Genomic DNA, 19,642 nt, shown 5'->3' with positions numbered 1-19,642 from the left:
TTAAAAGCATCTGTGGTGGAGCAGTATACCATTTTCTTTTTTGTTTGCAACATATAATATTTTTTAACTCCCTAATTTATCGGAGGGTTGGGGAGAGCGTTAATGTAGTGCTTCACAACCCAAATGGTATCATGCATAGCGATCGCCTGCTGCCTACCCCAGCTAGAGCTATTTATCCGAACTGTATTGAGTTCTATCTCAAATGGGTAATTTTGTAAGTTTTGAATGTAGAAGTATGAATGGACAAATGTGAAAAGTTTCATACTTCTACGTCATAGTGGAGGGATTATGACCAAACGAATACTGATTGTGGATGATGAGCCTCACATCCGAATCCTCATGGAGCAAACCCTTGAAGAGCTTGAAGATGAAGGTGTGGAATTACTGACAGCAGCCAATGGCGAGGAAGCGCTGGAGACGATTCAGGTAGAAAAACCCGAACTCGTCTTCCTGGATGTAATGATGCCTAAAATGAATGGATTTGAGGTTTGTAACGCTGTAAAAAATGAGCTAAAAATACCTAATATTTACATTATCATGTTGACGGCAAAGGGTCAGGAGTTTGATAGGCAAAAGGGCAATGATGTGGGTGCCAACTTGTATATGACCAAACCTTTCGACCCAGATGAAGTTGTTGAAAAATCTAGAGAAATTCTAGGTTTATAAAGAAAAAGGGTAGAGGGGAAAAGGTAAGAATAATACCATTTTAGATTTGGGATTTTAGATTTTGAATAACCCAAGTCTTGTCAGTAGCCACTTCCAACAATTTATTTGTGACAACCTTCAGATGAAATGGTATAAAAAGAACGCCCTTTCTATCAAGCCTTCTTACCTCTACCCTTAGTTTATAGCTCTACTCGAAAAAGAATTAAAAGGGGAAGAATTTTACATAGACGCGATCGCATCTTGCCGTCTCTACACCTGTTGCTGGTTCATACCCACTACTTTCATACAATTTGACTGCTTCTTTGAGAACGCTGGCGGTTTCAATCCAAACTTCTTGAAAACCACGAGAAGCGATCGCATTTTCGAGTTGTTCTAACAAATACTTACCCAGTCCTTGCCCTCTCACAGCTGGCAATAGATACATTTTGCGTAATTCTACCGCTCTGTCCCCGCGCTTCACTGGATAATACGCGCCAGTCCCTACCACTTTCCCTTCTCTTTCAATTACCCAAAACTCACCCCCAGAATCTTGATAAAATTTTTCTACCTCTAGAACATCCCTATCTGCCTCCTCTGGTTGCCAAGGCAAGCCATACTCGGTTAACACCGAATGGATGACATCAGCCGCAAAAATGCGATCGCGCTTTTCCCAGCCACGAATCACAAAATCCCGATATTGAGCTTTCATCTGCTTCTTGCCTTCAGCTGTGAATTCTCGGTTCTGGATGCAGCGTTTCCAGCAACTGACTCTCAATGACGGCTAATTCCTCCAGCCGTTGGTTGACAACAGCACGCTCAAAGTAAGTATCGGCAAGCACCCAATAAACGCCATAGTGACGTGCTTCAGATGCCATCAAGCTGCCATAAAATTGGGCTAACTCTGGATCGGGTAAGTGGGTGGCGAGCAATCCCAGCCGTTCGTGACTTCGAGCCTCAATCAACCCAGAAACTAGCAAAGAATCCAATAACCGATCTGGCTCCTTAGCGCGGATTTGCGCCTTCATCCCGGCACCGTAGGGAGGCGCAGAGAGGGCAGCGAGGGGGATGCCACGACGTTCCAGCCACTGATTAACCAGCTCAAAGTGTTCCAGTTCTTCGCAGGCGATCCTGGTAAGCTGCCGCACCAACTGAGTATAAGAAGGGTAGCGAAACATCAAATTCAAAGCAACTCCTGCTGCTTTCCGTTCGCAGTGGGAATGATCCAGCAGAATGATATCGATGTTCGCGATCGCCTGATTTACCCAAGCGATACTACTAGCTTGTTTCAGGGCAATAATAACTGGCAGCGTAGCAGAAGACACAGTAGGCAAGGAACTTTAAGGTAAAAAATCCTGACATTTAACGATAGCGAGAGAATTTTTCTATTGATTGTCTCGCTCTGTTTCACCCAACACTCGACCGCCTTCAGAGAGATTCCCGATCCCAGAAGGTTCTACTCAAGCTAGGCGAGATATGATTAATAATGTAGTCTACCATACTTACAATTTGATACATCCCGCCACTTAGAAGAGAATTTAGAACTTAAAAGTCAGCTTTAAAAATATACCTTTGACTTTTAACTTCCCATTTCTAGTTGGTTTTCCCAGTGCTTTTTTGGTGTTCCCTATTCAGGCTGTGCATCCGCTCCGTGAAACTCTTAATACAAGGACATTCCCTTTTTTGACATTCTCCTACTTGATTGACTTACTAATCAACCCAGTTTTAGCGTGGTTATCAGTTTTAACGGGCTATAAGTTGCATCTAGCTGTAACGGAGCAGACGCAACAAACATATTACCAATGGTTTATTGGTAAGACATGGAATTTGATGATACTGTGCCGCGTTTGAAAGTCACTCCCCCACCCGCGCTATAACCTGGGCGACATGACTAGGGATGTCCATGAGTGTATAAGTTTTGATCGACAGTGATTCGGTGTCTTACTTTGAGGCGCTATCTAAGGTTGTGAGTAATCGGATTGAGGATGAGCAAAATGACCCCCCGTCGCATTGTGATTGGTGATGTACATGGCCACTACGAAGGCCTGATGACCTTATTGGAAGCGATCGCTCCTTCCTCAAGCGACTCAGTTTATTTTTTGGGGGATTTAATCGATCGAGGGCCTCACAGCTCTCAGGTTGTTAAATTTGTCAAGGAGAATTCCTATCATTGCTTGTTGGGCAACCACGAGCAAATGTTATTAGACGTGTTGGGCGATGGACAAATTTACGGCCCAGCGCTGCAAGGATGGCTCTACAGTGGCGGTCATGCGACCGTGAACAGTTATGGGGAAGCGGGCATTCCGACAGAGGATATAGAATGGATGCGATCGCTACCCACTTATTTAGACTTAGGGGATCTCTGGTTAGTTCATGCAGGCGTCCATCCGCAAATTCCCTTGGAGAAGCAAACCGCTGAGGAATTTTGCTGGATTCGCGAAGAATTTCACAGCATTCCCCAGCCGTACTTCCTCGATAAACTGATCATTACGGGTCACACCATCACCTTTACCCTGCCTGGAGTCGCACCAGGAAAACTTGCCCAAGGGAACGGCTGGCTTGACATCGATACGGGTGCCTATCACCAAAAAAGTGGCTGGTTGACTGGCTTGGATATCACCAACAGTTTGGTTTATCAAGTCAATGTGGCGCGGCGTCGCGTTCGCAAACTACCCTTGAAAGAAGCAGTGACGCAAATCGATCCATCTCAGGTGAGTCGGATGCGCCGCCAGATGCTCAGACCTTAAATCAGAGGGCGAATTTTCGCTTTATAAGCCTGCTGATCCAACCCATCGCCGATATTGGCATCTTCCGGGTCAATGGCACGTTCCAAAGCCTTAATCCGATCCGAGGTTGCCGGATGGGTACTTAAGAAAGTAGGCACCGAATTTGCCCTGAGCAGCTTTTCCATGAAAGCCACCATTCCAGAGGGAGCATAACCTGCCCTAATCATGGTTTGCAGTCCCTTTTGATCTGCCTCGAATTCATCTTGCCGACTGTTCGGACGCCGTAGAGCCAAATCTACGCCAATTTGAACGGCTAGGTTGCGATCCAACCCCGCTGCTGCCGCTACGCCGCGAGCTAGCGCACTTTTCCGCATCTGCTCAATTGCATGACGACCGGCAATATGACCGATTTCGTGACTCATTACACTCGCCAGCTGAGCTTCATTCTCTGCTGCTGTGAGCAAGCCAGTGTTGACGTAGACAAAGCCTCCCATTGTCGCAAAGGCATTGAGACCCTTATCGTTAACGACTTGAAACGTATAAGGAATATCAGGGCGATCGCTCTTCGCCACCAACCGCTGACCAATCTCTTCAACGTAGCGAACGATTTGCGGATTGCGATACAGCCGAATCTCCCGACTGACTAGCTGGTTATTAATTGCCCGACCAATTTGGACTTCCTGTTTATCAGAAATACTCGACAGCTGAATTACCTGAACGCCGCGCAAAATCAAGTCAAACAACGAGATCGCTTGCCCAGACTGAGGCAAACCGACACAAATAAACAGCGCTACCACAGATGAGAGGAACGGATAGAACCAGCGGCTGGAGGAACGACGGGAAAAAAATGACAAGGGGTTCAACTTCATAGCGAATACGAGTAATAATCAAATCGACAGTTGCGATCGGCGACCAGTCTTGACAATTTCAACACTCCCTACCCTGAAAGCAGGCGAGGCAACACCACATTTTTTAAGTCACAATTTCGGATTCTTGTTCTTCTTCCCAAGCATCAGCCCAGCGAAAGAGAATCTATAGAATGCGATCGCTCCGCGTAAATGTGACAACAACTTTCATTAGTCTGAAACAAACAGACGTGATTTGAGAATTCTAAGTTGCAGCTTCAACCACAATCGAGAGATTTTGCGATCGCTCAAGCCTGGGCAGAGCCTCCAACTAAGATCGATCCCCGTACAATACTGATTCGGTACTCCTGAAAATTTAGCCATTTTTCATCACTAGATTCGGTGAATGTCCTGATGAACTGGAGGACAAGTTTACCGAAAATTTAAATAGAATCCTGTGCCCCGATAACCAGATGCAAGCTCAAAGCCTCTCCCTAACGATCGCTCAATTAGTCGAGCAATTATTAACTACGCGCAGAATTACTCGCCATGACCAACAACGGCTGATGGCGGCGCTGTTATCGAAGACGGCTCTCAGCTCCGAAGAGCAGATCCAAGTCAACCGAGTATTTGACAGCCTGAAGCAAGGCTACATCCGGGTCGTAGACTAAGTTAGGCAGTCTTTTCAGGAAGGCTTTACAACCAGCCATCTGCCAGCACTCTCAAGGCGACACTCATGGTACTCTGACAAAAGACTGCCGGATTAAGTATCATCTACCTTGTGATTTGTAGAGTTAGAGGTTACTGAATCTCCCCAGTTTTTTAGCTAGAGCCAGGACAATTCTGCATGAAGATTTTGGATTCTCAAGGTCGCTTATTCGGCAAGGTGAGCATCTTAGATGTGGGTGCTGCCTTAGTGATTCTCTCAGTTATTGTGGGAATCTTCTTTTTTCCCGGCACTTCCGGTTCGGTTGCCCAAGTCGGCATTACCACAAAACCCGTAGAAATGGATTTGATTGTCCGGGGTTTAAATGTACGAGATCCCCAGGCTTTAATCGACCAGTTCCAGAAGGAGAAAAAAACGAATATTATTATCCGCAATCAACCCGCTGGACAGATGGAGATTAAATCCATAAAAATCCTGCCGCGAAGCGTAACCGTCCCGCAACCGGATGGTTCTGTCAAAGCGCTCCCCGATCCTAGACCTGATTCTTTTAGCACCGATATGCTGATGACTTTCGGTACTAAAGCCCAAATCACGAAGGATGGGCCGGTTGTGGGCGGTACCAAACTCAAAATTGGCATTCCAGTAGAACTAGACGGCTCAGGTTATAACTTCAATTCCACAGTCATTGATATCCGGTTCCCAGACTAATCTTGCGGTAGAGAAACCCACTATTTTCTAAAATAATGGGTTTCTCTGACATTTCTAGTTCAGCAAGTCTAAAAATCGCCGGATGAAGCCAATTGTCACCGCAGGCAGTTCCAGTTGGGGCGTCAATCCCACATCATCAAGCGCCTGAAAAACTCGGACAGCTTGCGGATTTAAAGCTGCCAACCGCCTGCCAACTTCCGGACCCGTAAACTCAGACTTTTCCCCCCACATTATGGCAGTAGGTACGTTTAGCTGAGTTATGTAAAGGGATAGATCGAAGCATAAATCTCCCCGAACAAAAGAGAGCGCTGCATATTCCGCATTGGGTTGTTGGGCAGATTGCAGATAAGCGTCTACGATTTCCTGGTAGACGCGGCGTTGCCTTGCAAATTGTCGCTGTTCTAGGAAACTACGAATTCCCCCCTCCGTAGCAACGCCCGTGCTATAGAGCAAGCGATCCAGAATGGGCGTAGCAACGAGTTGGGCAAAGAAGCTACGGGTGTAATTTTCCCCAAAGTCAGACAGACCCGCCGGTGTGGTGAGAATCAGGGACTTAAAGAGATCGGGGCGAGCGATCGCAGCTCTAATTGTAAAAGCAGCCGTGAGAGAAGATGCCACGACGGGTACTGGCTCGTTACAAGTCTGCTCGATGAACTCAATAATTGTGTTGATGTAGTCATCTATCTGGTAATTGCGTGCGGGGTGGTCAGACCGACCCCAACCAATTAGGTCGGGTGCAATCACTCGATAATCGGTTGCAAAAGCTGGATAGACTTTCGACCATTCGTAGGCGGATGACCCACCACCAAAGCCATGTAGGAAAACCAACGTGGGCAGATTCTCTGACATGGCTGCATCCGCCGAGCGCCAAGGTGCCCCCTTGGGGGTGTAGTACACCACTCTTCCCAAGGAAGTGACAATCGATTGCATCTCAAAGCCGGGTGGCTGAATCATGAATAAACCTCATTGTTATCGCCACGAGCGCTCATTGTCGCGAATTGTTGAGTGTTAGAACGTCTGACTACTGGTTGATTCCTAACACCCAGTTTCAATCGGCGATGCTCAGTTGAGCTGGTGACTGATACTATTTTAGATTTTTGCTTTAGACTTTGAACGATGAAACGCTTGCATATAGGTGGTTTCAGAATTTCTCATCGGGTAGCGTCAGACCAAACGATCTAGCAGCAAATGCGCCCAGCCTAACTGGAGCAACGATCCTGTAATTTATCCGCAATTTAAAGGAACGATAAAACAACCGTCTTGAAATTAAAGATTTTGCAAATAGTTATCCCTAAAGGCAGATGTAAATTAAGGTAAAAATACATCAGCAGGTTGATAAGACTTTCCGCTATGCCAATCCAGCCGCTGGTTTTTTTCCGCCAAATTAGAAAAAATCAGAGATAATCCAAACGGTAGGGGGTGAAACCCCTCACCGGGTTTTTGCGTATTTAAGTAACAGGGTGTGTGCGATCGCGATGGCAATCGGTCATCAGCCAATGTTTATGACTGGAACATTTCTTCTAAAACTTCCCTCACAAGAAATTAAAAATGCGGAATTTTTTGCCTGAGGGAAGAAGCATTACTCGGAATCAGATCGTAAAAGACGCCCCATAAGTCAAGGAGGCTGAATGAACAGAGGGGGGATTAGTAGCTTCAGGTCGTCACTCCCAAGTGATAGCTCCGTCAAGTCTGGAGATATCTGCGTCGGAGTAATAAACGGCGATCCAGTTCTTGAAAAAGTACATTCACAGAATGTTATGGCAAAGCAATGCAGTCTTCCGTGGGATGAAATCAGCGACTTTAACGCATCCGCTAACGCATCCGCATCCGCACCAACAATTGAGTCGCTCAGTGGGTCCACCGTTGTCGCTTCTCCTAGCGAGGAGCCGGCTAGCGCTGACTCCGGCTTCCCCTTAAATAAGGGAACCTGCGTTCGCCTCAACATGGAAGACTTGAAATGCTTTGACGTGGTGGAGCGCCAGTTTCAGCAATGGGGTCTCACGTTTAGAAACGCGATCGCTCTCCATCCCTCCAACCCCGCTTTCCCCCCTCGATCTGGCACCACCGTCCTCATGGGTGCCCCTAAAAACGGCTTGATAGAAATTTCCTTTGAGTTTCCGGTTCGCTTTGTCAGCGGCTTTGTCACCAGTTCTCAGCGAACAATTTTATCTGCCTACGACCAGCAAAACCAACTCCTAGGGCGCTCGGAGTTGACAGAGCCAAATCTAGCCGGAACGGATTCCAATATTCCTCCGAACACTCAGCTGAGCGTCGCAGTACCAAATATCTATCGGATCACCTTCTACGCTTTTGATGGCTGTCTGACCGTCGATGACTTGAGCTTTGGTTTGTGAGCGGTTATCGGTCATGGGTTCGTAGTCATTGGTCAACTTGCTAAAACGAAGGACGAATGACTACGGGCTACGAGCTTAGGACTAAAAGGTATTACGATAGTTAACTCGTTAGGTATAATCTATCTGACTTAAGCAGGAAACTTTCGTGGCACAGGCGTCGTCTTGGCGACAACAACTCGTAAACCAGATCCAATTGGCTCTGTCGCAGAAACAATTAAAAATGCCAGTCCTCAAGCTGTTTCCCCGGCACCCAGGTCAGGGATCGGGCAGCTGGCTGGTGGTGAGCGCCGTTGTGGTGGTGATGCTGTTCTGGAACTGGAAGCTCCTACTGGCTACCGGCGCTGGTGTGTTGGTAATGTTGCTGGTTTACCTGATGCAGGAGTGGGACTGGCAAGTACACTGGTCGAGCCTGCAACGGTTTTTTAGTGGTTCCAACCGGCAATTAACGCTTGCCGTTGGCAGTGGCGGCATTGCTAGCCTCAGCACCTATATGGCAGTTTCCATCTGGGTAGACTCTGACAGTCCCTGGATTGCTGCTGGTGCAATTCTTCAAGGTCTGGGCACTCTGGCAACCCTAATCCTCTTGGTCTGGCAAATTATTAGCCGTCAACTGAATCGGGATGAAGCTAACCTGAACCATTGGTTAACGGAGCTGACGCAGGTAGACCCCCTGAAGCGTCTGATTGCGGTTCGCCGACTTTGTGCCTTAGTCACAGAGGCTCGGTTAGAGCGGGAGCATCGACGTAGTGTTGCCGAATACTTTCGGCTGATGCTGAATCAAGAACCGGAAGCGGCGATCCGAGATGCGGTTCTCGATGGTCTGCAAGCATTGGAGAGTAACCAGCCGTTAATTAAGGGTAGTCAACCGTTAAAGACACCTGTTGTTTTGAAACGCTCTGTGGCTAAAGTCCGCAGGAAGAATTAAGCAGGGGGCAGCGGAGCCGAGAGACAGGGAAGCGATCGCCCCCCGCCTTAATTTTTGCTTATTAATATCTCTTTTAATTCTCAAACTTGGGTTCCGCTTTCTCCACAGAGGAATCATTGACTCCTAGCGTCAGCTCTAAAGGCGTTTGGGAAGGATATGCCTTGACAACCTCTCGATAGACATCGTAATTCGTCGGCAAGGTAACACTCTGCCCGTTGCTGCGATAAGTAATTTGGTAATTCACATCTCGCAAAATCTCTGGCTGGCTTGCCTTTTCGGCAGGTTGCAGCCGCTGTTCAATTTCATCAAGCGTGGGTCGTGGTGGCAGTGCAGACCACCAAAGTTCCCGTTCGTCGGGGCCAATTACCGCGCCTTCTGGCTTCTCCCCATTGCGGTTGAGTAAGGAAGTAGAGCCAAAAGTTTCGATTCGCTCTTGATTGCGACCCGGATTAGTCGAGTAACCGACTTTCCAAGTTAAAGTTGTCCGGGCGGTTGCTTCATACTGGTTAGTGGTTACGGTGCTGCACCCAGAGAGAGCAAATAAAAGAGAAGCTCCCGCCAGTATGGCAAAACATGGGCTTTGTTGTTTAAATTGACCTTTGAGACTCACCGTCTGTTGACACCCATTAGAAAAACGACATCAAAGAGCAAATGCAGCTAGCTCCGCTATTTCCTATTGTGTACCGAATTCTTCAGCCTGCCTTTCCCCGTTGTCTGTGGTCGGGTACTGGAAATTCACGAGCGATCGCTCTCACGTTTGATGATGGCCCCCATCCCCAATACACTCCCGAACTCTTGAAAGTGCTAGACCACTACGGCATACCCGCCAGTTTTTTTTGGCTGGGTGTTTGCGTTAACCGCGCACCAGCGACTGCGAAAGAAGTCTACCGGCGGGGTCACTGGCTTGGCCTACATGGGTACGACCATCGCGCTTTTCCCAAGCTGAGTCCAGCTGACCTCAAACAAAGTATGGAACAGACACAGCAGGCGATCCAACACGCCTGTCAACTCGATCCACGATTTATTCGTGACGTTCGACCCCCCAATGGTTTGTTTACACCCCAGACCTTAGATTTATTGCAGCAGTGGAACTATCGACCTGTCATGTGGAGCGTGGTGCCGGAAGACTGGGTACAGCCTGGGGTTAGCGTCGTCGTACAGCGAGTTTTGCGGCAAGTCCAAAATGGTTCGGTCATTGTTTTGCATGATGGCTATTATGGAGGTCAAGATGTGGCTGAAACGACCGCCCAGTTAGTGCCTAAACTATTGCAGCAAGGATATCAATTTGTTACCATCGATGCGCTGTGGCAGCAAAGTCAGTTGACCTCTTTAACCTAAATACGAAATATATTGATGTTTTCTCTGTCACATTTTGGCTCTTGTTGATTAGAATGACGGAATAGAATTCAGCCATTTGTCGCAACCCATCGCCCATCAAGCGTCAGTAGGATAGAGTTGCATTTAAGCAAAATGCGAAATCAAGCAATATTTTCTCTAGTTTTGCCTAAACGTTCATTACTGCTTAGTGCTACTCTCCCCAAACCTTTGACGCTTAACTATAGGCTATTTATAGAAAGACAGCGCTCAACTGGCTGGAGGCATCACCAAATCAACCAGCGAGTGTTGCTGGTAAATCCTGTACAAGCTAGTTGAAGGAGATGAGATCGGAGTGGGTGCATCAATTCCAATCGGATTATCCATTGGGAAAAGCCGCCTTGACATTAACTTCATATTTGAAGGTTTAAATAAACCAAAAGCGTGCAAGTTTTGTGAGAAAGGCTACAATCGGAAAGGTTTTGAACACTACCAGCATTAACACCTATTTCAACGCGGTTATCGAACGCTGGCGTTGCACGCAAGCGCATTCTCTCTTTTCTCTCATTGAGCCAGTCAGCAAGCGTTGAAAGCTGGCAAGGTAAACGACTGGCTAACTTGTTTTGTAGATTAACTAACACCATCTTCTGGTCTTTAACTGAAGGAGCATGAGGAATTCGGCATGACCCAGGCCAACGACGTACTCGAAATCATCACTCCGCCTGAGAGCGAGTTGGATCTCTTAATTGATGAAGACGCGGATCAAGACGACTTTGTAGACGTAACGCCCGATGAAGACGAAGGTAAGCCTGGTAAGGTCAGTAGATCCCGTCGTCGGGTGCAAACGAAAAAGAAACACTACACTGAGGATTCGATTCGTCTCTATTTACAAGAAATTGGTCGGATTCGTCTCTTAAGAGCCGATGAAGAAATTGAACTCGCACGCAAGATAGCCGACTTACTAGAATTAGAGCGTTTGCGCGAGCAACTGATCGAAAATCTGGAGCGGGAACCGCAGGATATAGAGTGGGCTGAGGGAGTGCTGAAATCTGAGCGAGTCTGGGAACAACTCGCTACTCAGCTAGGGCGAGAACCGCAACAAGAAGAGTGGTCTAAAGAGGTGAAGAAGCGCCTACCAGCGTTCCGACATCGCCTCTATGTAGGTCGCCGCGCTAAAGACAAAATGGTGCAGTCAAACCTGCGTTTGGTGGTTTCGATTGCCAAAAAATATATGAATCGCGGCTTATCCTTCCAAGACTTGATTCAGGAAGGCAGTCTAGGCTTGATTCGAGCCGCTGAAAAATTTGACCACGAAAAAGGTTACAAATTCTCCACGTATGCGACGTGGTGGATTCGTCAGGCAATTACGAGAGCGATCGCGGATCAATCTCGCACCATTCGACTACCCGTTCACCTGTACGAAACCATTTCTCGGATCAAGAAAACAACGAAGCTTCTATCTCAAGAAATGGGTCGCAAACCCACTGAAGAAGAAATCGCTACTCGTATGGAAATGACCATCGAGAAACTGCGATTCATTGCTAAATCAGCTCAGTTACCCATTTCTCTAGAAACTCCCATCGGTAAAGAAGAAGACTCCCGTCTGGGTGACTTCATCGAAGCAGATGGTGAAACCCCCGAAGATCAAGTTTCTAAAAACCTCCTCCGGGAAGACCTAGAAAGCGTCCTCGACACCCTCAGCCCCCGCGAACGGGATGTGCTGCGTCTGCGCTACGGTTTGGATGATGGACGCATGAAAACTCTTGAAGAAATCGGTCAAATCTTCAACGTTACCCGCGAACGGATTCGTCAAATTGAAGCGAAAGCTCTCCGCAAGTTGCGGCATCCCAATCGCAACAGTATTCTCAAAGAATACATTCGCTAGACAATCCTTTTTAGCGAGATAAATAATAGTAGGGGCGGGTTTCTTTACCTGCCCCTACTATTATTTGGGAAACAAAAAAACCGGGAGTTCCTAGATAAACTCCCAGCGAGCTTTTGAAATTGACCAAATTTATAAAACTGAAATATATTACATCAGACCCCAAAAATGAAGCACGCCTTGACCCGTGGTGAGTTCAATCATCATGGCAAGGCAATGAAAAAGCTGATCATTGCTAGACGCCCATTCCAATTTTCAGCTTGGGGCGTAAAGCCAATCTTGGTTGCATCGTTGCGGTCTTGAGTTTGCATAGTCTTAACTCTGTAAAATAAACTTTTGTTACCATCAGTAAAACAATGTAAATAAAGAATTGTAAACGTGCAACAATCTGCTTCGCGAGGCAGAGGAATTTTAGCTTTGGTGCGAAAATAAAAAGCACTTGGGCTGGATTTCTGACACTCTCTTCGTTTTGCCGGGGACGACCCCCAGCACCCCTCTCTTTAGGAGAATGATATGTTGCTAAACGCCTCACAACCGCTAAGCGATCGCCTAGACGATTACTACCACCAGATCAAGGCTGTCATTCTCAACCGTCAAAATCCGATTACGGGTCTGTTGCCCGCCAGTACTGCAATTAACGCCCACGGCGACTACACCGATGCCTGGGTACGCGACAACGTTTACAGCATTCTCGCCGTTTGGGGATTGGCGCTAGCTTACCGCAAAGTCGATGAAGATAAGGGGCGCACCTACGAGCTAGAACAAAGCGTCGTCAAGCTGATGCGGGGGCTGTTGTTCTGTATGATGCGACAGAGCCACAAAGTTGAGCAATTTAAACAAAGCCAATCCCTCCTAGACTGCCTGCACGCCAAATACAACACCACCAGCGGTGATGTCGTAGTCGGCGATGACGCTTGGGGACACTTGCAGTTGGATGCCACCTCGCTATTTCTGCTGATGCTGGCTCAGATGACGGCATCGGGGTTACATATCATCTACGCCATTGACGAAGTCAACTTTGTCCAAAATCTGGTCTATTACATTGGCAGAACTTACCGAACCCCCGATTATGGGATTTGGGAGCGAGGAAATAAGATAAACCGGGGGAATCCAGAACTAAATGCCAGTTCGGTCGGGATGGCAAAAGCCGCTTTAGAAGCAATTAGCGGACTGGATTTATTTGGAGTGCGAGGTTCTCAGGCTTCTGTAATTCACGTGCTGCCGGATGAAATTGCTCGCGCCCGCATGACCCTGAAATCCCTGTTACCAAGAGAATCTAGCTCCAAAGAAGTGGATGCGGCTAGCTTAAGCGTCATTAGTTTCCCAGCCTTTGCGGTGGAAAATATGGAGCTGATGGAACGCACTCGACAGAAAATCATCGACAAGCTGGAGGGACGCTACGGCTGCAAACGCTTTTTGCGAGATGGACACCAAACTGTTTTGGAAGATACCAGCCGCTTGCACTACGAACCTTGGGAGTTGCAGCAATTTGAGCATATTGAGTGCGAATGGCCTTTATTTTTTACCTACCTGGTTCTGGATGGCTTGTTTCGAGGAGATGTCGAACAAGTTAAGGACTACCAAGAGTGTCTGGAGTTTCTGCTGATTGAGCAGGACGGTTTGCGGCTGCTACCGGAGCTTTATTATGTCCCGGCGGAAAAGATTGAGGCGGAGAGACTGAACCCCCACACCCAAACGCGCCTGCCGAATGAAAATATCCCCTTGGTGTGGGCGCAAAGCTTGTACCTGCTAGGAGAAATGCTGAGTGAAAAGTTAATCGCGGTGGGAGATATTGACCCGCTGGGACGGCACCTTAGTGTCGGTCGGGAAGGAAACCCGATGGTACAAATTGCGCTGCTGGCAGAAGATGAAAAGTTACAGGCTGAATTAGCAGTTCACGGCATTGCAACGCAGACGCCGCAACAACTGGAGCCGATTCAGGTGCGTCAAGCAACAGAACTTTCGGCGGTTTATACCCAAATTGGGCGGAACGATAAGCTGGGACTCACGGGCAGACCCGTGCGCCGGTTGCGGACTTTAACAACATCGAGGATTTTTCGCATCCGGAGCGAGACGATTGTCTTCTTACCGTCATTTTTGGATCAACAGCAGTTTTACCTGACCCTTGACTACCATTTCTTAGTTGCTGAAATTCAGAGCGAACTTGCTTATATTCAGCGCAATTGGTTTGAGCTAGGGCGTCCTACTATGACGTTGTTGCTGACCCACGCAATGCTGGAAACCGGCTCAGAGGCGCTTCTGGAACTGATGCAGGAGCTAAAAGATGGTTTATGCAATGGGGTTCGAGTGAAATTGGGGCGGCTCAATCAGCTGATGCTGACGTCTGGGACACAACGAATTGATTTTCTACACGACTTTGAGTTTACCCAATCGCCGGTTCAAGATGCCGCGACGCGGCGGTACTACCTGACCAGCCATCCCGATAAAAATTGGCCACTGGGTAATACTCAAGAATTTATGCTGGAGTGCGAAACCAATTTGGGGTTATTGCTCTCTAGCCTGCGGGAGTCGGAAAACATCTACGAACAAATCGAGTTGTTGCATACCTTAGTGCGGTTGCAGGGATTGGATTTTGATACCGGCTTTGGAGGGCCGGAACAGCGAGTGACAGTGGCGGATTTGCTGGATGAAGTTTACACCAAGGCAGGCACCAGCGAAGCGTCCCCCCACTGGACGGTGGTACGTCATGCGGCTGGGTTACTGAATAAGGTTGATATTGGCTTGTCGGATGCGGTGACGGATATCCTAGTACGGGGCAAGCAGATTACGGTGGGCAAGGCGTATACTGAGGCGTCGCTGATGGCACGCCCGATGTCTTATACAGAAATTATGGACAAGATCCGCGAGTTCTGTGGAGAGGATATTCGCGATCGCGTCTTCACTCAAGAAATCCTAATTTACCTAGGTCTGCTGATCAAGGGGGAACCTCAGCTATTTGATGGTTTGCTGACGCTGCGGGTGGGATATTTGATCCTGCTGTTGACTAGCGAATTAGCGCACGAGTTGCGCCTGACTCAGGATGAAGCTTACGAACACTTGATGCAGTTAAGTCCTTTTGAAGTGAGAATGCGGCTGCGCCAAGTATTGGCTGGGTATGAGGGGATGAATCAAGTGCTGCGTCAGCAAGAATCCTTACACGTCAAACAGCAGGAACAGGAGATTGAGTGGGTGGTGCCGGTGGAACCCGATGAGGAAGAGGCACCCACTGCTGGGGGTTGGTTGCGACAGCGACAACTAGATGGGGCACTCAATCGAGTACCGAAAGATTTTTATCCCAGCGTTTGGAGATTGCTGAAACACTGCAAAGGTGTAGTAATTGGGGATAAGCTAGAGCGTCGCAATCGTTTGGATAGCCATTTGATTTTGTCAGAAATGACGCCAGGGGAAAAGAATTTTGCTCTGCGAATCGAGCATTTACTCAATAAAATACAGGCACCGGAATACCGAAAGGTAAATATTGAGGCATTAATGGAATTGGCAGCGATCGCTCAAGCGAATCCAGAGTTACAAGTAGAAGAATATATTGTGCTAGATGTGCTAATTGGTCATGCCGTACGCTTGGCTTGGTTGGACAAATTTCCAGAACGAGCAGATCGCTATGACGAGTACAAAGCCGCCGCATGGCGTGCTTTTTACGACACTTCTCCCAGAGATTGTGCGAGTTCTATTGTCAAGGCGTTCCGCTTCCTGACTCAATTTGGGCAACGCAGTGCTGCTTAAAGTTGCTTAGATTGAATATTTGAAACGCAAAGGTACGCTAAGGAAAACGCAAAGGTACGCGAAGTTAGATTGATTTCTCTCCGTATCTTTGTGTAAAAAGTAGATATTAGCGTTGAAGTTATATGCTTAATTTTTTTTGCTAATTTAATATTATCGAAGTTAGGAAAGGCAGGCGATTGAGAAGATAGCTACTATAGTAAAATTTTACCCCTAGCTACGCTTACCGACTAGCAACGTTTGGGTGAGTTGCCAGAATAGCATTGGCAAAAGATTGAGTTAATTTATGTTTCAAGCTACTCGTCGGCGATTAGCTATTTGGTACACGGCTGTTACAGCGGTACTGCTACTGCTATTTGCTACTGGGGTTTATTTGTATGTCCGCAACACGCTGATTGAGCGCGTGGATGACACGCTCAATCATGTAGTGGAAGTGGTGCAGCGATCGCTCGTGATTGAAACCGCCCCGAATGGCAGTTCATCCGTCAACGTCGAAGCCAGTTTTCGCAACGATGCAGAAGCCGCTGAAGACGACCACATCGACCTAGAGTGGTTTAGCCCCACAGGTGAATTACTCTGGTCAACTCTCTCCGAACCTTTAGATATTCCCATCCATCTCAACCGCACTGGTGAAACCGTGCCGGTCGTTCGGGCTTCCTGGCAAGGGATATTAGACTCGGAATTTTGGTCTTCGACCAGGGAGGCAACGAAGGACTCCAAGCTGCTTTTGCGACAGGTGACGCAACGAGTGCAAATGGGGCGTCAGGTACTAGGATATCTGCGGGTCAGCCATCCTTGGTTTGAGGTTGCCAAACCGACTCGCTTGTTGATGGTTGATTTGATTTTTGGCACCGGACTAATGTTGATTTCTGTGGCGACTAGCGGCTGGTGGCTCTCCGGTTTGGCGATGGAACCCGTGAGAGAGTCCTACCAACGGCTTAAACAATTCACCGCTGACGCCTCCCACGAACTGCGGAACCCGATTGCCATGATTCAAACGAATGTGCAGGTGGCGCTGGACGATCCCGACCTGATAGCGGCATCTGGGGCGGCACCTATCCATTACCGACAACAGCTGAAGGTTGTAGAACGGCTAACCAGGCGTTTAGGGCGTTTGGTGGACGATCTGCTATTTCTGGCGCGGCAGGATAGTGGCATGAAACAACGCACTTGGGTTCAAGTTCACCTTGATGCCTTGTTGATGGAGGTGATTGAAGAACAACAGCTAGTCGCTGCGGAGAAAGGTGTCAAGCTATCTCTCGATTTTGGATTGCCAATTTTAAATATGGGAATGATTGAGGAAGAAAATCTCCCCTCTCAAATCCCAAATCCCAAATTTGAAGAGGATGCCTTTGCTATTGAAGGTGACTGGGATCAGCTGGCGCGTCTCTTCACAAATCTGGTTAGTAACGCCCTGCAATACACTCCAGCAGGGGGTAAAGTTGATGTGACATTGCAATGGGTCGATACCATGAATCGCCTCGCCACGAAACGCCACGGGATGCCCCATCTGCAAGTCAGAGTCAGCGACACTGGCATCGGCATTCCAGAGCCGGCACTGCCCCACATTTTCGACCGATTCTATCGAGTCGATCCAGCCAGAACTCATATCGCGGGAAATACAACGGTAACGGGATCTGGATTAGGGTTAGCGATCGCGCAAGCAATTGTTGAAACGCACCAAGGTCACATCCAGATTGAAAGCATTCTCCATCAAGGTACAACCGTTACCGTCACTTTACCGGCAGCCACAGAAGAATATTAGGAAGGACAAATTCATTCATCTTTCATCCCTCTTCCTTCATCCTTCCGAAGACTCTACTTTAGAAATGCTTCCCCTGGCAGATGCAGGGATCAAGCTTGACCTACTAATTTCTTGAATAGCGGCTAAGGCAATTTAGCCAAATTTAGACCCAAAAGTGGTTTTGAGACTCTCTTTGAGTTTCAATTGCTCTACTCGTTATATACGAGTCATTTCTTATGGAAAGTTTAGGGCAAAGCGCCACGTTTACTAAATCCAACATTCAAAATATAAGGAGATTCTGATGACAATACCCTTAAGAGAAGATGTTGCCTACATTTTACTCAAAAAAATTCACGAAGGTGACAGCGAACCGGGTAAGCATGAAGTAGCCTTCACGGCGGCAGACTTCGCTGGTAGACAAGTCACAGAAACCGACCTGATGGGGCACTTAGATTATTTAAATCAAAAGCAGTATATCGATGCTGAATTTACTGGCAATGCTTACGCTAATCAGGAAGATACCACGGATGTCGTTAATCCGAAAGAGTTCGACTTCCGCATTGCCAATTCCTACGATCCCTCTGATGGTTTAGCACCTCATCTAATTAAATTTAAAAGTGCCAGACTGACCGAAAAAGGGCAACGCCTGTTGGAAAAAATGGAGGAAAACCCGCCAGCAGCTCTTAAGGAAGGTCCTGTGGTTCCCATTGCCACAAAAGATATGCCCTTCCTAGAGAAAGTGATGTTCAGGGGCGAACTGGAAGATATCTTTGATGCTAGAGATATCAGTGAGGTTGTGTTCCGTACCATGCGGGATATGATGACGAATGAAGCCGCCGATCGGGTGACTTCTGAACTGCATGAACCAGTAGAACCGACAGAAGATAAGGCGCTGCAAAACGAAATTGCTGACTTGTGGCAGGATACCAATCCAATTGTCCATTTCCTTAGCCGGATTCGTCCTCCCCTGATCATTAAGGCTGATACTTTTCTATTCCGGATTCGCCAAGAAGCAGGTTTGCCGCAAGGGGTAGAACCAGAAATGGCAATTAAGGCTGTGTTCTCGGCGACAAAAGATGAATTGTCCGAAGAACGGATTCAGGAAATTGCTGGCTTCTTACCCGACAAAATTAGAGAACTCTGGGAGCAAGCCTAACTTTTTGAAAAAGGCAAAAGTAAAAAGAGCAAATTCTTTACTTTCGCCTTTTACTGACTAGAATTTAAATCTTTTTTTGCTGCCCGACGAGTACCAAATTGCTGAAGTCGGGCAGTATAAATGCTTTTAAAAAACTGAATTAAAGGAGAATCAATAATGATTCACAAACATCAGCCAATCAAAAAAACATTAGCGTTAGCAGGCGCGATTTGTGGGAGTTTGCTCTTTGGCTTACCAGCGCTGGCTCAGATGAACTCGGCTCCAGGGGAGATCGACCAACCGCGCGATACTCGCGATCGCCTGATGCAACCCCCCGCTAGTGGAGAGGGCATGATGCAACCCCCCGCTAGTGGAGAGGGCATGATGCAACCACCCGCAAGTGGCGATCGCATGATGCAACCACCTGCCAGTGGCGATCGCATAATGCAAAATAACTCCACTCCCAGCAATGTCAACCAATTGCAGAATAACGCTCAGGGTGCTTCGCCGCTAAATCCTTGTCCTAGCATTTTCTACGAATCTAGATACATTCAAGCGGGCATTCGTCCTCCCGCAGGTTGCCCAGCCGCTCCGCCACTCCAGCCAGGTTCCGCGACTGAGACAACATCCCCAGCGCCGCCAAGACCGGGCGCTGAGACGGCACCGCCGACACAACCGGGTGCTGTGATTCAAGCACCAGCCCCGGAACAGCTACAATCTCCCGCTTCTAACGTGATGCCCATGAACGGGATGGTGAATGTCAGGCTGATTAACCAAACCGGCGATCCCATTACTTACCAGGTGCTGGGCGATACCAATCAGAGAAGACTACCGGGTAGAGATAATATTAACGTGAGTTCGGGATAAAAAAGGGCGGAGCAGATACGCTGAAAGTGCTGAGTTCTCAAGTATCTACCCGCCCATGCTTAGTTTAGAAGCTTTGTTTTGCCACGTCGATGATT

At 47.8% G+C, this 19,642-nt stretch carries 17 protein-coding genes and 1 pseudogene; 12 read left to right on the top strand and 6 right to left on the bottom strand.

Annotated elements, in window-relative coordinates; genetic code table 11:
* Positions 1–288: 288 nt before the first annotated feature.
* Positions 289–666 (top strand): response regulator, encoded by a 378-nt coding sequence (locus NDI33_RS20100; RefSeq protein ID WP_190667747.1) that lies wholly within the window; start codon positions 289–291, stop codon positions 664–666.
* 202 nt (positions 667–868) lie between these two features.
* On the opposite strand, the gene NDI33_RS20095 is transcribed toward NDI33_RS20100, so the two are convergent.
* Together NDI33_RS20095 and miaE are read right to left on the bottom strand one after the other, a co-directional pair.
* Positions 869–1,354 carry a GNAT family N-acetyltransferase gene (locus NDI33_RS20095; RefSeq protein WP_190673848.1) on the bottom strand — a complete coding sequence of 162 codons (486 nt, stop codon included), beginning with the start codon at positions 1,352–1,354 and terminating at the stop codon, positions 869–871.
* A 13-nt stretch (positions 1,355–1,367) separates the two neighbouring features.
* The gene (gene miaE, locus NDI33_RS20090) at positions 1,368–1,967 is read right to left on the bottom strand and encodes a tRNA isopentenyl-2-thiomethyl-A-37 hydroxylase MiaE (protein ID WP_190673846.1); all 600 of its coding nucleotides are present in this window, start codon (positions 1,965–1,967) and stop codon (positions 1,368–1,370) included.
* A gap of 660 nt (positions 1,968–2,627) precedes the next feature.
* Between miaE and NDI33_RS20085 the strand changes: the two genes are divergently transcribed.
* Positions 2,628–3,389 (top strand): metallophosphoesterase, encoded by a 762-nt coding sequence (locus NDI33_RS20085; RefSeq protein ID WP_190673843.1) that lies wholly within the window; start codon positions 2,628–2,630, stop codon positions 3,387–3,389.
* Here the strand turns inward: NDI33_RS20085 and NDI33_RS20080 are convergent.
* Positions 3,386–4,237, bottom strand: a complete 852-nt coding sequence (locus tag NDI33_RS20080) for a M48 family metallopeptidase (RefSeq protein ID WP_190673841.1) — start codon at positions 4,235–4,237, stop codon at positions 3,386–3,388. The genes NDI33_RS20085 and NDI33_RS20080 overlap by 4 nt on opposite strands.
* A 449-nt stretch (positions 4,238–4,686) precedes the next feature.
* On the opposite strand from NDI33_RS20080, the gene NDI33_RS20075 reads away from it, so the two are divergent.
* Together NDI33_RS20075 and NDI33_RS20070 are read left to right on the top strand one after the other, a co-directional pair.
* Positions 4,687–4,884, top strand: a complete 198-nt coding sequence (locus NDI33_RS20075) for a hypothetical protein (RefSeq protein WP_190413431.1) — start codon at positions 4,687–4,689, stop codon at positions 4,882–4,884.
* Positions 4,885–5,060: 176 nt separating this feature from the next.
* Complete coding sequence (locus tag NDI33_RS20070; RefSeq protein ID WP_190673837.1) at positions 5,061–5,588, top strand: DUF4330 domain-containing protein; 528 nt, start codon at positions 5,061–5,063, stop codon at positions 5,586–5,588.
* A gap of 54 nt (positions 5,589–5,642) precedes the next feature.
* Here NDI33_RS20070 and NDI33_RS20065 read toward each other — a convergent pair whose 3' ends face one another.
* Entirely contained in the window at positions 5,643–6,542 is a 900-nt protein-coding gene (locus tag NDI33_RS20065; protein ID WP_190673836.1) for an alpha/beta hydrolase, read from the bottom strand.
* A gap of 803 nt (positions 6,543–7,345) precedes the next feature.
* Here NDI33_RS20065 and NDI33_RS20060 point away from each other — a divergent pair.
* Together NDI33_RS20060 and NDI33_RS20055 are read left to right on the top strand one after the other, a co-directional pair.
* Positions 7,346–7,942, top strand: a complete 597-nt coding sequence (locus tag NDI33_RS20060; RefSeq protein WP_190673834.1) for a hypothetical protein — start codon at positions 7,346–7,348, stop codon at positions 7,940–7,942.
* Positions 7,943–8,087: 145 nt separating this feature from the next.
* The gene (locus NDI33_RS20055) at positions 8,088–8,867 is read left to right on the top strand and encodes a hypothetical protein (protein ID WP_190673832.1); all 780 of its coding nucleotides are present in this window, start codon (positions 8,088–8,090) and stop codon (positions 8,865–8,867) included.
* Positions 8,868–8,940: 73 nt separating this feature from the next.
* Here NDI33_RS20055 and NDI33_RS20050 read toward each other — a convergent pair whose 3' ends face one another.
* Positions 8,941–9,429 carry a hypothetical protein gene (locus tag NDI33_RS20050; RefSeq protein WP_190413766.1) on the bottom strand — a complete coding sequence of 163 codons (489 nt, stop codon included), beginning with the start codon at positions 9,427–9,429 and terminating at the stop codon, positions 8,941–8,943.
* Positions 9,430–9,518: 89 nt separating this feature from the next.
* Between NDI33_RS20050 and NDI33_RS20045 the strand changes: the two genes are divergently transcribed.
* Both NDI33_RS20045 and rpoD read left to right on the top strand, forming a co-directional pair.
* The gene (locus NDI33_RS20045) at positions 9,519–10,205 is read left to right on the top strand and encodes a polysaccharide deacetylase family protein (RefSeq protein WP_190426459.1); all 687 of its coding nucleotides are present in this window, start codon (positions 9,519–9,521) and stop codon (positions 10,203–10,205) included.
* A 658-nt stretch (positions 10,206–10,863) separates the two neighbouring features.
* On the top strand, positions 10,864–12,066 hold the full coding sequence (rpoD, locus tag NDI33_RS20040) for an RNA polymerase sigma factor RpoD (RefSeq protein ID WP_190413446.1): 1,203 nt from the start codon (positions 10,864–10,866) through the stop codon (positions 12,064–12,066).
* Positions 12,067–12,213: 147 nt separating this feature from the next.
* On the opposite strand, the pseudogene NDI33_RS20035 reads toward rpoD, so the two are convergent.
* Positions 12,214–12,374: pseudogene (locus tag NDI33_RS20035) on the bottom strand (chlorophyll A-B binding protein).
* 202 nt (positions 12,375–12,576) lie between these two features.
* Between NDI33_RS20035 and NDI33_RS20030 the strand changes: the two are divergent.
* From NDI33_RS20030 to NDI33_RS20015, 4 genes are all read left to right on the top strand, one after another.
* The gene (locus NDI33_RS20030; protein ID WP_190673830.1) at positions 12,577–15,804 is read left to right on the top strand and encodes a glycoside hydrolase family 15 protein; all 3,228 of its coding nucleotides are present in this window, start codon (positions 12,577–12,579) and stop codon (positions 15,802–15,804) included.
* Positions 15,805–16,087: 283 nt separating this feature from the next.
* On the top strand, positions 16,088–17,566 hold the full coding sequence (locus NDI33_RS20025; protein ID WP_190673828.1) for an ATP-binding protein: 1,479 nt from the start codon (positions 16,088–16,090) through the stop codon (positions 17,564–17,566).
* 280 nt (positions 17,567–17,846) lie between these two features.
* Positions 17,847–18,701 carry a DUF2267 domain-containing protein gene (locus NDI33_RS20020; protein ID WP_190413454.1) on the top strand — a complete coding sequence of 285 codons (855 nt, stop codon included), beginning with the start codon at positions 17,847–17,849 and terminating at the stop codon, positions 18,699–18,701.
* 156 nt (positions 18,702–18,857) lie between these two features.
* On the top strand, positions 18,858–19,547 hold the full coding sequence (locus NDI33_RS20015) for a hypothetical protein (RefSeq protein ID WP_190673826.1): 690 nt from the start codon (positions 18,858–18,860) through the stop codon (positions 19,545–19,547).
* The last annotated feature ends 95 nt before the right edge of the window (positions 19,548–19,642 follow it).

Source organism: Trichocoleus sp. DQ-A1 (assembly GCF_039961955.1).
GTDB lineage: Bacteria > Cyanobacteriota > Cyanobacteriia > Cyanobacteriales > FACHB-T130 > FACHB-T130.
Note: the sequence above shows the minus strand (reverse complement) of the source record. Positions and strands in the feature narration are given on the sequence as shown.

Bases quoted from the DNA above. Each gene is read 5' to 3' on its own strand.
- NDI33_RS20100 (WP_190667747.1), top strand. From the start codon at position 289: ATGACCAAACGAATACTGATTGTGGATGATGAGCCTCACATCCGAATC.
- NDI33_RS20095 (WP_190673848.1), bottom strand. From the start codon at position 1,354: ATGAAAGCTCAATATCGGGATTTTGTGATTCGTGGCTGGGAAAAGCGC.
- NDI33_RS20085 (WP_190673843.1), top strand. From the start codon at position 2,628: ATGAGCAAAATGACCCCCCGTCGCATTGTGATTGGTGATGTACATGGC.
- NDI33_RS20080 (WP_190673841.1), bottom strand. From the start codon at position 4,237: ATGAAGTTGAACCCCTTGTCATTTTTTTCCCGTCGTTCCTCCAGCCGC.
- NDI33_RS20075 (WP_190413431.1), top strand. From the start codon at position 4,687: ATGCAAGCTCAAAGCCTCTCCCTAACGATCGCTCAATTAGTCGAGCAA.
- NDI33_RS20070 (WP_190673837.1), top strand. From the start codon at position 5,061: ATGAAGATTTTGGATTCTCAAGGTCGCTTATTCGGCAAGGTGAGCATC.
- NDI33_RS20065 (WP_190673836.1), bottom strand. From the start codon at position 6,542: ATGATTCAGCCACCCGGCTTTGAGATGCAATCGATTGTCACTTCCTTG.
- NDI33_RS20060 (WP_190673834.1), top strand. From the start codon at position 7,346: ATGGCAAAGCAATGCAGTCTTCCGTGGGATGAAATCAGCGACTTTAAC.
- NDI33_RS20045 (WP_190426459.1), top strand. From the start codon at position 9,519: ATGCAGCTAGCTCCGCTATTTCCTATTGTGTACCGAATTCTTCAGCCT.
- rpoD (WP_190413446.1), top strand. From the start codon at position 10,864: ATGACCCAGGCCAACGACGTACTCGAAATCATCACTCCGCCTGAGAGC.
- NDI33_RS20030 (WP_190673830.1), top strand. From the start codon at position 12,577: ATGTTGCTAAACGCCTCACAACCGCTAAGCGATCGCCTAGACGATTAC.
- NDI33_RS20025 (WP_190673828.1), top strand. From the start codon at position 16,088: ATGTTTCAAGCTACTCGTCGGCGATTAGCTATTTGGTACACGGCTGTT.
- NDI33_RS20020 (WP_190413454.1), top strand. From the start codon at position 17,847: ATGACAATACCCTTAAGAGAAGATGTTGCCTACATTTTACTCAAAAAA.
- NDI33_RS20015 (WP_190673826.1), top strand. From the start codon at position 18,858: ATGATTCACAAACATCAGCCAATCAAAAAAACATTAGCGTTAGCAGGC.